Here is a 12,283-nt window from a genome sequence, read left to right on the forward strand (position 1 = left end):
CATGTTCAACTCGGCCAGTGAAACCCACTTCAGCCTGAGCGTCGAAGACTTTGCCAATGACTTGCAGGTGCTGGGATTCAAGGGCACCGAAGGCATCAGCCAACCCTTTCGCTTTGACCTGCAACTGGTCAGCGACAACCCGGCCCTGGACCTGGAAGGGCTGCTGCACAAGCAGGCCTTTCTCGCCTTCGATCCCCAGGGCCATGGCATTCATGGCCAGATCCGGCGCGTGGCCCAGGGCGACTCCGGCCAGCGCCTGACCCATTACCAGCTGTCCCTGGTGCCACGCCTGGACTACCTGCGCCACCGCATCAACCAGCGGATCTTCCAGCAACGGGCGGTGCCGAGCATCATCGCCGCGATTCTCGAAGAGCACGGCATCCTCGCCGACGCCTATCGGTTCCAGATCGAGCATCCGTGCCCGGAGCGCGACTACTGCGTGCAGTACGACGAGAGCGACCTGCACTTCATCCAGCGTCTGTGCGAAGAGGAAGGCCTGCATTACCACTTCCAGCACAGTCGTGGCGGCCACCTGCTGGTGTTTGCCGACAATCAGACCGCGTTCCCCAAGCTCGGCCGGCCCACCGCCTATGTGCGCGGCAGCGGATTGGTGGCCGACGAGCCGGTGATCAAGGGCTTCGAAGTGCGCCTGGAGTCGCGCACCCGCCGCACCAGCCGCCGCGATTACGACTTTGAAAAGCCGCGCCTGCAACTGGAGGCCGCCTACCGGCCCGAGGCCCGAAACCCGGAACCGGACCTGGAGGACTATGACTACCCTGGACGCTTCACTGACCGTGCCCGGGGCAAGTTGCTCAGCCAGCGCGCCCTGGAACGCCACCGCGCCGACTATCGGCAGGCCGGGGGCTGGGGCGATGACCCACGGCTGGTCAGCGGGCATTTTCTGCAATTGTCCGAGCACCCGCGCCGGGAATGGAACGACCTCTGGCTGCTGACCCAGGTGACCCACGAAGGCAAGCAGCCCCAGGTGCTGGAAGAGTCCATCACCAGCGATACCCGGGCCGAGGACGGCTTCCAGCAGGGCTACCGCAACCGCTTTCTGGCCACCCCCTGGGACGTGTTCTACCGACCGCCGCTCAAGCACCCCAAGCCCCAGGTGCTGGGCAGCCAGACCGCGGTGGTCACCGGCCCGGCGGGGGAGGAGATCCACTGCGATCAGTACGGCCGGGTCAAGGTGCAGTTTCATTGGGACCGCGAGGGCCAGGGCGACGACAAGAGCAGTTGCTGGCTGCGTGTGGCCTCCGGCTGGGCCGGCGACCGCTACGGCGCCCTCGTCATCCCGCGCATCGGCATGGAAGTGCTGGTGAGCTTTCTCGAAGGCGACCCCGACCAGCCCCTGGTCAGCGGCTGCCTGTACCACAAGGAACACGAAGTGCCCTACGCGCTGCCAGCGCACAAGACCCGCAGCGTCTTCAAGACCCTGAGCTCGCCGGGTGGCGGCGGTTTCAACGAACTGCGCATCGAAGACAAGAAGGGCGCCGAACAGATCTTCGTCCACGCCCAGCGCGACTGGGACCAGAACATCCAGCACGATCAGAAGATCCGCATCGGCCACCAACGTCACGACAGCGTGGAGCAAAACGCCTACAGCGAATTCAAGGCCGAGGAACACCGCACCACCCACGGCGCGCGCAAGACCGAAATCCGCGCCGACGACCACCTCACCGTGGGCGACACCCAGCACATCAAGCTCGGCGTGGCGCAACTGACCCAGGCCGGCCAGGAAATCCACCTCAAGGCCGGGGACAAGATCGTCATCGAAGCGGCCCTGGAAATGACCCTCAAGGCCGGCGGCAGCTTTATCAAGCTCGACCCCGGCGGCGTGACGATCGTCGGACCGCTGGTGAAACAGAACGCCGGCGGCGCCCCGGGCAGTGGCAGCGGGATCGCCATCAAGGCGCCGTTGCAGCCGGGGGCGGCGGATCGGGATGTACCGGGAGCCTTGCCCCAGGTCGCCGCGCCCAACCCGCCGCCGGTGTGCAAGGAGTGCCTGGCCCGGGCCAAGGCCAACAACCAAGCGCTGGAAGCACGCTAGAGGAGCCCGCCATGTACACGAGCAATCCCCTGTGGCACGAACTGCTGTGGCAACAGGTACAGCGACTGGAGCACGAGCACCTCGACCTGCTGATCGATGCCACCAGCCTCGACTACCCGCTGCTAGCGGAACTGGCGACCCTGACCGAAGGCCCGCAACTGGCCAAGCTGTTCGACCACACCCCGGAAGCGAGCATTGCCGACGCCGGCCCGTTGCTATTGCGGCTGAAGCTGCGGCACCAGACCTGGCTGAAGGCTTTTCTCAGCGCCGTCGACTGCACCCAGCACGTACTGGCGCTGCTCAGCCCCTGGCCCTTCGACGCCCTGGCCGCCCACCTCAGTCGCTGCACCCAGGTGCAGTGGAACCAGGGCCGCGAACAAGGGGTGCTGCGCTACTACGACCCGCGCGTGTTCCTACCTGTGAGCGAAGCCCTGACCCCGGCCCAGGGCCGCGTCCTGCATGGCCCGGTGATCGCCTGGCACTGGCTCGACCGCGACCACCGGGCACAGCAGCTGTTGGGGCACTACTCCCGACACAGCGACGCCCCAACGGCGGAAGGCTTCCTGTTCGACCCCGCGCAGGTCACCAGCCTGAAGGCTTGGGCCGATGCCGACGGGCACCGCCGCGAGCACAGCGCCACCCCGCAGCACTACGGCCTGAGCCGCGAGGAAGGCCTGATGCGCCACCTGTTCCACAGCCAGATTGCGGCCTGCCAGCAAGGGCTTCAAGAGCCCCACGAGCGGCAGGCGTTTATTCGCCAATGGCTGTTGGATAACTCGCCGTTTGTGGTGGATGAGTAGGGGAGGGGGATGCCATGAAGTGGATGTGCAAAACGCGGAGTTGGAAGACCGCAGTGTCATTGGCCGGGTGGTTGAGTGCCGTGTTGCTGGTCACAGCCTGTCGGAGCCAGTCCCCGATGCTGAGCGCCCCGGTGATGGGGTACAACCATACTTCGGCGGCGATCAATCGGTTTTCGGTGAATGGGGCAGGTGGGCCGAACTTGGGGCCGCATCAGGGGGGTGGTAGCCAAGTTTGCTGTGGTGTTGTTCCTCGTTATTGGGTTCCAGGGTTGAGAGCCATTGTTGAGTGGGAAAAAGATCCGGATCCTCGCGGTTATATTAAACGAGACCAGTATGGTCAATTTGATAATAAGGATTATGAGCGTCATGCCGCCAATTACTCTAGACATAAAGTGATTGTAGAAATTCCTCGGTATACCGTGGCCGGAACCTTAAAGGTCCATTTTCTTCCCTGCGACCAAGTGCGCGTTTCTGCGGACAACATCAAGGTAGTGGATCCGCGTTATCCCTACAACTATCCAATGAAAATGGAGGAGCCTGAAGTATGTTAGGGCTAATTATGGAGAAGTTTTTTGCGAGCGGTTTATTTGGTGTCTTAAGTGTTGTTCGTGGATGCTTGTTGGTCGCCGGTCTGTTGGCTGCAAGCGCTTGTCAGTCTGAGTCGAAGATGTTATCGGCGCCGGTGACTGGCTATAACCATACCTCGGCAGCGATTAATCGGTTTTCGGTTAATGGGGCTGGTGGGCCGAACTTGGGTGCGTATCAAGGTGGGGGTAGCCAAGTTTGCTGTGGCGTTGTTCCTCGTCATTGGGTTCCAGGATTAAGAGCCATTGTTGAATGGGAAAAAGATCCCGATCCATATTCTTATGGGAAATGGCCAGAGCGCCCATATTCTGACGCTTGGAATAAGCGAATGGCAAGGGAGAAACAACGGTATTCGCGTCACAAAGCTGTTGTGGAAATTCCCCGGTACGATAGTCCGGGCGACTTGAGAGTTCATTTTTTACCTTGCGATCAGGTACGTGTAACCGCTGCTGGAACCTCTCCAGGATACCCTGGTTATCCCTACAATTATCCAATGAAAATGGAGGAGCCAGAAGTATGTTAGGGCTAATGATGAGGAAGGGTTTAGTGGGTGGTTTATTTGGTGTCTTGAATGTTGTTCGTGTGTGCTTGTTGGCCGCAGGTATGTTGACTGCAAGCGCTTGTCAGTCTGAGTCGAAGATGTTGTCGGCACCGGTGACGGGTTATAACCATACTTCGGCGGCGATCAATCGCTTTTCGGTGAATGGGGCGGGTGGGCCGAACTTGGGACCGCATCAGGGCGGTGGTAGTGAAGTTTGCTGTGGTGTTGTTCCGCGTTATTGGAAACCAGGGTTGAGAGCTGTTGTTGAATGGGAAAAAGATCCGGATCCATACGCTTATGGGGAGTGGCCAGAACGTCAGTTTTCAGATGCTTGGACTAAACGTATGGCGGAGCATAAAAAAGGGTATTCACGACATAAGGTAGTTGTGGAAATTCCCCAGTATTCCATCGCGGGATCTTTGAAAGTTCATTTTTTGCCGTGTGACAAAGTTCGTGTTTCTGCCGATAATTTGCGGAGAGATGATCCTGACTATCCTTACAGGTATCCTATTAAAATGGAGGAACCTAATGTATGTCCAAAATAAATTTTAATATGAAAAGCTGTTCCGTTTCTACGTTGATTGCTCCGGATTTTCCGTTGGATCGGCTTCTGCCTGATGCTCCAAAACAGCTCTCTGAAAATATCCGAAGACAAAAATTTGATGAATTCGCATTCGGTGAGCAGCAGCGTAAAATCGTACAGGCGAGGGGCGATGCATACAGCGGAACACCTTGCTGTAAGACTTTACATATTACATTGGCGTTCGATGGGACTAATAATAACAACGAGGCTGACAGCGCTTCGAGCCCATCTTCGTGTAGCAATATGGCTCGGCTTTATCATGCGAGTCTAGGATCGGATGATGCTACTCGGGAGAATGGTTATTTCAGGTATTACAGTCCGGGCGTGGGTACGGTGTTTCCGGATGTTAAGGAAATGGTACCTACCGATATGGGGCTGATAGCTGCCAGTGGTGGTGAAAACCGAATCAACTGGGGCCTGACTCGACTAATAGCAGCGTTAAAGGATGCAATACCGAAACAAAAACTTCTTTCAGTGACCGAAACCCAGTCTCTGGTGGAGGACATGGCTACTTGTTGGTATGGCAACGTGGCAACTTTAGGTCTACTGGAAAACGGCGAAAAGAAACGTGAAGCCGCCATGCGTCCGTATATGAATGACCTGAAAAAGCTATTAGATCAGCGAAGAGAAGTCGGGGAAAAACCCCATATCTTGGCCATGCGCCTATATGTCTATGGCTTCTCCAGAGGCGCTGCACAAGCCCGAACTTTTGCCAATTGGCTGCAAACCCTGACCCGTTGCCAAGGCAGCGATGGCGCAGTGGAGTATCGCTTTGCCGGGCTGCCGATCTCCATTGAGTTCCTCGGTATCTGTGACACGGTGGCGGCAGTGGGTATCGCCGACAGTTTTCCCTTTACCGCCGGGCATATGGATTGGGCTGATGGCACCATGCGTTTACCTGATGAAGAGTCTGCTACCTGCATGGACACTTCCATTCCTGAGGACTGTCACTTTCTCAAGCGTTGCGTGCACTTGGTGTCGGCCCATGAACAGCGCGCCAGTTTCCCATTGGACTCGATCCGGCGCCGACCGAAAAACGCCAGCGGCCAGCGCGATACGACTCAGCCCTCCAGTTACCGAAGTGGCACAGTCGAATATCTTTACCCCGGCGTGCACTCGGATGTCGGCGGTGGTTACGCGCCTGGGGATCAGGGCAAGGCGGTTGCCGGTACCGAGCATTTGTTATCGCAAATCCCTTTACAGCATCTGTATGCAGAAGCGTTTTCGGCTGGGGCGCCTTTGCAAGTGCCACAAGCTGCATATCGGGAAGGAATTCATGAGAAGTGGAGGAAAATGAGTGGTGAAACGTTAGAAGAGTTCAACGTCTCCGACGAACTCATCAAACGCTTCAACGCCTGGCAAGCCGACGCCGCTCAACACACCGGCACCCTGGAAGACATGATCGAGTGGCAACAGGCGCTGATCACCGGTTGGCGCATCGACCGTTATGCCGGAGGGGTGGAAAGGCAGCCGTTCTATCAGAATGCTCCGCCGGATATGCCCAAGGCCGAGGTCGAGGCCTGGGAGGCGATCCAGGCGCGCAATGATGCCGAAACCAAGGCCGCCGCCAAAGGCAAACCGGTACCGACTTACACCGAGGCACAGGAGAAGGAGTACCAGCGCCATGTGCAGATCGTCGGTGGTGAGGAAAAGGCCAAAGGCATGCGCAGGGAAAAAGTCTTCGACCCGCCCCTGGATCACCAGCAACTCAAAGGCGCCGCCGACGAGTTTCGTCATGACTACAAGCAAGAGTGGGGACTGCTCGACGACAGCATGAAGGTCGGCGGCGTTCTGGATTTGCTGCTGGGCGGCACGGTGTTCCTGGTCAACGAGGAAGACGAGGCCAAGGAGTATGCCTACCTGCACGATAAAGGCACCGAGCTTTACCGGGAGTTGTTCAGTGCACCCAACACGCCCAAATCGGGCAAGGAAGACCTGGTGGCGCTGTTCGACGAGCAGATCCACGACTCTCGCGCCTGGTTCATGAACACCTCGGCGCTGGGCCCTCGCGAGCCGTTCACCGATTACTTCCGCATTCGCCTGGTGCATTTTGACAACGAGTCGAACAAGGAGCTGTCGCTGCTGGCCACCGCGGGCCGGGTGGTGGGGGTGGGACTGGCGCTGGCCAGTGTCGGCCTGAGCATCAAGAAGAAGGACCCGCGCATGTTGCTCGGCCTGTTCCTGCCGTCTTTGGCGCGGCCGGTGCTGGCGGGCAAGGTCGGGGTGCCGGGTTCGCCGCAAGTCAGCGCTTTCGACCCGCTGACCGGTCTGGCCTTGCCGATGCTGAGCAATCTGGATGGGCTGCGGGCCTTCACTCAATCCCCGGGGGATGTGGTCGCCCTGGTCGCGGCGATGCCGCCTCCGCCACCCTTGAACGCCAACACCGCCACCACCCCGGAGCTGCAGAAAATCCTGGTGGCCCACCAAGCGCCGGAAGCGGCACAAGCGGCACAAGCGGCGCAGGACAAGGAGGACGCCCGACTTGCCGGGCTATTGGCGAGCGCCAACGATCAGGGGCAGCCGGCTGGCTGGCAAGACCTGCTGGCCGAGCAGGTGGGCAATCTGAAATCGTCCGGGAAGCAGGTATAGCGATGGATAACCTGAAGGGGCGGCACTCCCGGGGCCGCCCTTTGAGGGAGGAATCAGGCGCGTGCCTTACTGGGGGTTGGCCTCGGGCAACAGTGCCTGGGACAGATCATCCACCACCGCCTTGCCCATTTCGCACAGGTAGTAGGCCGGCCAGGCGTAGCGCTCGCCTTGAGGCTCCAGGGCCGCATCCAGCATGAGTTTCTTGGCGTAATAGAACAGGTTGGACGCATGTTCCAGGGCTTCGCCCACGGGTATGTCCGGGTTGACCTTGAACAGGCTTTGGTCTTTGTCACCGCAGGGGGCGAAGGTGACGATGCCGAGGGTTTTGACGGAGAAGGTCATTGGGCACCTCCGGCGGTTTGCTGCGGGTGCTGAGGTTGGTGTCGATGGAATACGTACATGGCGTGGCTCCTTTTGCTAGAAGACGCTGCCGTTTTCGTTTCCAGGCGAAGGGGTGGCAGCTGTACGCGGGCTGGAAAACCGAGGCAAAAGGAACCCGGCAGACCCGAAGGTCTCCCACGTACAGCCGCCATGACACAAGAACGCAGGCACAAAAAAAGCGCCTGCAGTTGATGGTCTGGGCGCTGCTGTAGCGCCTTTTGCACTTGCGGGTTTCCAGGCCCGGCCGCTGATTATGCAGCGGCGGGCGAAGGATAGCGGGGCAGGGTGATCCGCTGCAACGGCGTTGGCGCGCTATTGTATGACGCCTTGTGTTTGCAGGCTTCTACCCTGGACGCGGCTGATGATTGAACAGCGTGCTTGCACTCAAGCGCTCAAGGCCGCGCCCCCACCCCATACGCATCCCACAACTTATTGCGGAACTTGTTCTGCGGATCGACCCGGGCTTTCAACGCGAGAAACTCCCCGGCCCGTGGATAGGCCGCGCGAAACTGCTGCGCCGTGGCGTGGATCTGGTACGGCAGGTAATAGCTGCCGCCGTGCTGGATGGCGCTGTCCACCAGGGCGCGGGTCCATTCGCCGACTTCCTTGCGTTCCTCCGGCGCGGTGCTCTGCTGGTAGTACAGCACCAGGGCGAAGACTTCGGTCTTGGCCCAGGCCAGTAGGGTGCCGGGGTCGGTCTTGGCGTGGCGGATCGACAGGTTGATCACGTTGACCTTGTGCGCCCGCAGGGTCGCGCCCATCTCCTGGATGAAGCTTTCCAACTGGTCGGGGGGCACGAAGTATTCCTGCAGCACGTAGGTGCGCTGGGCCCGGGACTCGGGTTCCAGTTCGCGCACGTCGAGGCTGGCTTCGTGGTTGCGCCAGGACACTTGCGGTTTCTTCAGCACCAGGGGGTCGATCACTTCCTGGCGCAGGGTCTTGCCGCCGGGCCACTGGCTCACCACTTTCAGGGCCTTCTGTTCTTTCCAGTAGTTCTGGTCCAGGGGCGTGAGGCGTTCCTTGACCGTGACCGGCAGCTCGGTCTGGCTGTAGGACACCGCGCGCAGGGTCTGGTACCGGTCGGGGTAGAGCACCGCGTTGTGCAGGATGACCTTGGGGTTGTTGTGGATCTGGGTCTGGAAGTAGCGCCGGTAGTCGCCGAGGGGCATTTCGTCGACGCTGCGCAGCAGGCGCACGTTGTCGCTCAGTTGCAGGGTGGCTTGGACGATCACCCCCAGGCCGCCGTAGCCGCCGATGGCGCCGTAGAACAGCTCACTGTTGTGCTGCGGGCTGGCGTCCACCACTTGGCCGTCGGCCAGCACCAGCTTGATGGCTTTCACCGAGCTCACCAGCGGGCCGTAGCCGATGTAGCGGCCATGGGCGTTGACGCTCAGGGCGCCTCCGACGGTGAAGTTGGCGTAGCTCTGCATGATGCTCACGGACAGGTCGTGGGGGTCGATGTAGTCCTGCACGGCGCGCCAGGTGATGCCCGGCTGCACGGTGATTTCCTTGCGCTCTTTGGAGAAGTCGAGCACTTGGTTGAAGCCGCGCATGTCGATCTGCAGGGCGTGCTCGGTGGCGGTCTGGCCGCCCATGCTGTAGCGCCCGCCGCCGATGGCGATGGGCCCGGGGTGCTCGGCCACCTGCTTGACGATCTGCTCCAGGGTGGTGGGGCGCACCACCTGATCGACCACGATGGGGTTGAGCTGGGTGATGTCGTTGACGGTTTCTGCGGCGTGGGTGGTGAGTGCATTGCAGAGTGCCGCGCATAAAAACAGGCCGATCGCGAATCTCATTCGCCGTGTCCATCCCTGGTGGTGGCGCGCCGCCGGAGGGGCGCAAATGGCGGCAGAATAACGCCGCGGCGGGTCCGTGACCATGGGCGAACGCGCAGGGAGGAGGGCGGCATCGACCCCGGGGTCGATGCCGGGCGCGGCTTACAGCGTCGGCAGACCGAGGGTGGCGGCGCACTGCTCCAGGGAGCGTTGCTGGGTCTGGGCGTACAGCTGCAGCTCGTCGAGGGTGGCGCGGCCCAGGGCGTTTTCAAAGGCCTGGCGGTTGGAGTGCTCGGCGTAGTGGCTCTGGCTGTCGTCACCCAGGTTGGACTGGAAGATCCCGGCGGCGCTCACCGGCAGGAAATCCTCATAGACCAGGGGCTCGAAGCCCAGGTGGCCGGCTGCCAGCAGGGCCGGCAGGGTGGTGGGGCGCTGGGGCTCGGCGCGGGCCGCGAGCCCGGGTTCGCTGACGAAGTAGCGAAAGTACGCCAGGCCCTGTTCGCGCATGGCCGGGTGGCTGTCGGGAAACGCCCTGAAGTGCTCTTGCATCAGCTGGTTGTAGCGCTGGGCGTTGGCTTCGTTGGGGAAGTCGCCAAGGGCGTCGCGGGCGGCGTTCAGCAGGCGGTCGTAGAGCTCGCGGCCCTTGGGAGTCAGCGCCGCGCCGCGCTGTTCGATCTCGCCAAAACGCGCGCTGTGGCTGCCCTGGGTGTCGGTCTGGTCGCTGAAGGCCACGGGTTCCTCCAGGGCCTTGAAACTGGTCTGGCGCAGCAGGATCGGGCAGTCCCGGCGCGGCGGGCCCTCGATCACCGCCTTGGGGGTGATGCCGTGCGCGGGCATCAGCCGTTGCACTTCATCGATGTCCAGGGTGCGTGGGGTCAGGTGATTGATGTGCGGGCCCTTGAACGCCACCACGTCGGCGATCAGCCGGTGCTGGGCGCTGAGGCTGGCGTACTGGGCGGCGGTCACCGTGGCGTGGTGGTGCCAGCGGAAGGTTTCCAGGGCTTCCTGTATAAAGCGCTGGGCGTCGTTTTCATCCAGTCCGCCTTCGGCCTGGGCCTGTTCAATCAGCTCCAGCACCTTGGGGGTGAAGATCTGGCGCTGGGCCAGCACCTGTTGGGCAAAGCCTCGCAGTTCGAGGTTGTCGATCAGTTCCAGGCGCAGCAGCGAGGTGAAGACCCGGAACGGGCTGACCTGCAGGGCTTCTTCGTGGACCGCGCGAAAGGCCGTGGAATGCACCGGCACCCCGGCCGGGGTCAGGTCGTAGTAGCCCACCGGCTGCATGCCCATCACCGCAAACAACCGGGCCAGGGTCGCCAGCTCCGCGGCGGTGCCGACGCGGATGGCGCCGTGGCGCTCCAGGTCCAGGCGCTGCAGTTCGCCGCTGCGCTGCAGGTGTTGGGCGATCGCCGGCTGCTGCTCCAGGACCTGGGCATTGACCTGGGCCACCAGGGTCATCAGGGCGCCGTAGAGCGGCACCTCCTCGCGGTACATATCCGACATCGCCCGGGAAAATCCCTGGCGGATCAGGTCAGGACTGACGAAGCGCTGGTTGCTCATGGACAGGGTTCCCGTGGCAGTGGATATCGAAGCGAGAGAGGTACGGATCGGCCTCGATTCTGCTGGCCGGTGCCGGGGCTGACAAACGAAGTTTCCTCTGAACTTCATTCTGCAAACGAATGCATGGGGCCGCTGGCTCGCAGCGCCTGTCGGGGCGGGCTGGCAGATTCCCGCTCAGCGGGCCCGACCGGAGCGGGCAGGCTGTGTACACTGATGGCGTTTTGAAACCGTGTGTCTAGACTTGCACCGGTCGATCCCGCCGCTATCGCTCGCGCATCTTTCCCATCGCTGGACGGAGGCAACTTGGCCCCTGCGCAGTACACCAGAGGAAAGGGACTGTCATTGGCCAGGAGGCTGTATAAATCGCGGATTCTGGGCCTGAGCCTGGGCTTGCTGTGCGTGGCCGCCGGGATGTGGCCGCTGCAACCGGCGCCCTGGGTCTGGGGGCTGATGCTGTGCAACGCCTTGGTCTGGCCGCACCTGGCCTATCAGTGGGCGCGCTGGTCGCGGGTGCCGTTTCGCGCCGAGTACCGCAACCTGCTGGTGGACTCCTTGCTCGGCGGGTTCTGGGTCGCGGCCATGCACTTCAATCCGCTGCCGCTGGCCACCACCCTGGGGATGATGGCGATGAACAACATCGCCCTGGGCGGGGTGCGCTTCTTTCTCGCCGGCAGCCTGGCCCAGGCCCTGGGCGTTGGCCTGGGCCTGTGGCTGTTCGGCCTGTCCTTCGTCGCCCAGACCACGCCGCTGCAGCTGTACGCCTGTCTGCCGATGCTGACCCTGTACCCCATGACCCTGGGTTACATCTGCTACCGCCAGGCGGCCACCCTGGGGCGGCACAAGCGCGAGCTGCTGGCCCTGAGTCGCACCGACAGCCTGACCGGGCTGCTCAATCACGGGGCCTGGAAGGACCAGCTGGAAATCGAGTTCCAGCGCTGCACGCGCCAGGGGCGCGGCGGCGCCATCGCCCTGATTGACATCGATCACTTCAAGGCCATCAACGACACCTACGGCCATGTGGCCGGGGATGGGGTGCTGCGCCAGTTGAGCAAGATTCTCAGGCAGAACCTGCGGGCCAGCGATCAGGCCGGGCGTTATGGCGGCGATGAGTTCTGCGTGATCCTCCCGGATGTGCCCCTGGAGCAGGCCGCCGAACGGATGGAGGCCTTGCGCGGACGTTTTGCGAGCCTGGGGGATGAACAGAGCCCGGCCTTGCAGGTCAGCCTGAGCATTGGCCTGGCGGCCTTCAGTCCCGGGCATGGCGAAGCCATGGACTGGCTCAACGATGCCGATCAGGCCTTGTACGTGGCCAAGAGCGGCGGTCGCAACAACGTCAACTGCCATCGGCCGGAACAGCCATCGCGCAGGGTGTTGAATCCTCTGTAATACCTGCCTCTTGTCGGGCTTGCCGGCGAAAGC

10 protein-coding genes are annotated in these 12,283 nt (G+C 61.7%); 7 read left to right on the forward strand and 3 right to left on the reverse strand.

Annotated features, from left to right (window positions below; translation table 11 throughout):
* Position 1 precedes the first annotated feature (1 nt).
* The 6 genes from tssI to POS17_RS10940 all read left to right on the forward strand — a co-directional run bounded on the left by tssI (position 2) and on the right by POS17_RS10940 (position 7,151).
* Complete coding sequence (gene tssI / locus POS17_RS10930) at positions 2-2,053, forward strand: type VI secretion system Vgr family protein (RefSeq protein WP_060838548.1); 2,052 nt, start codon at positions 2-4, stop codon at positions 2,051-2,053.
* 11 nt (positions 2,054-2,064) lie between these two features.
* Positions 2,065-2,853 carry a DUF4123 domain-containing protein gene (locus POS17_RS10935; protein WP_060838549.1) on the forward strand — a complete coding sequence of 263 codons (789 nt, stop codon included), beginning with the start codon at positions 2,065-2,067 and terminating at the stop codon, positions 2,851-2,853.
* Between the two features lie 23 nt (positions 2,854-2,876).
* A complete protein-coding gene (locus POS17_RS30855) occupies positions 2,877-3,404 on the forward strand; it encodes a DUF3304 domain-containing protein (RefSeq protein ID WP_129406789.1) in 528 nt (175 codons plus the stop codon).
* 116 nt (positions 3,405-3,520) lie between these two features.
* Positions 3,521-3,961: a DUF3304 domain-containing protein gene (locus tag POS17_RS30860; RefSeq protein ID WP_414159976.1), complete on the forward strand. Its 441-nt coding sequence runs from the start codon at positions 3,521-3,523 to the stop codon at positions 3,959-3,961.
* An 80-nt stretch (positions 3,962-4,041) separates the two neighbouring features.
* Positions 4,042-4,524, forward strand: a complete 483-nt coding sequence (locus POS17_RS30865) for a DUF3304 domain-containing protein (protein ID WP_231979049.1) — start codon at positions 4,042-4,044, stop codon at positions 4,522-4,524.
* Positions 4,512-7,151 carry a T6SS phospholipase effector Tle1-like catalytic domain-containing protein gene (locus tag POS17_RS10940; RefSeq protein WP_060838550.1) on the forward strand — a complete coding sequence of 880 codons (2,640 nt, stop codon included), beginning with the start codon at positions 4,512-4,514 and terminating at the stop codon, positions 7,149-7,151. The genes POS17_RS30865 and POS17_RS10940 overlap by 13 nt, the downstream gene beginning before the upstream one ends.
* Before the next feature lie 66 nt (positions 7,152-7,217).
* Here POS17_RS10940 and POS17_RS10945 read toward each other — a convergent pair whose 3' ends face one another.
* The 3 genes from POS17_RS10945 to hglS all read right to left on the reverse strand — a co-directional run bounded on the left by POS17_RS10945 (position 7,218) and on the right by hglS (position 10,864).
* Entirely contained in the window at positions 7,218-7,493 is a 276-nt protein-coding gene (locus tag POS17_RS10945; RefSeq protein ID WP_060838551.1) for a DUF3077 domain-containing protein, read from the reverse strand.
* 431 nt (positions 7,494-7,924) lie between these two features.
* Positions 7,925-9,328: an FAD-binding oxidoreductase gene (locus POS17_RS10955; RefSeq protein WP_060838553.1), complete on the reverse strand. Its 1,404-nt coding sequence runs from the start codon at positions 9,326-9,328 to the stop codon at positions 7,925-7,927.
* A gap of 141 nt (positions 9,329-9,469) precedes the next feature.
* On the reverse strand, positions 9,470-10,864 hold the full coding sequence (hglS, locus tag POS17_RS10960; protein ID WP_060838554.1) for a 2-oxoadipate dioxygenase/decarboxylase HglS: 1,395 nt from the start codon (positions 10,862-10,864) through the stop codon (positions 9,470-9,472).
* Positions 10,865-11,167: 303 nt separating this feature from the next.
* Between hglS and POS17_RS10965 the strand changes: the two genes are divergently transcribed.
* Positions 11,168-12,250 (forward strand): diguanylate cyclase, encoded by a 1,083-nt coding sequence (locus POS17_RS10965; protein ID WP_060838555.1) that lies wholly within the window; start codon positions 11,168-11,170, stop codon positions 12,248-12,250.
* Positions 12,251-12,283 lie beyond the last annotated feature (33 nt).

Source organism: Pseudomonas sp. Os17 (assembly GCF_001547895.1).
Lineage (GTDB): Bacteria > Pseudomonadota > Gammaproteobacteria > Pseudomonadales > Pseudomonadaceae > Aquipseudomonas.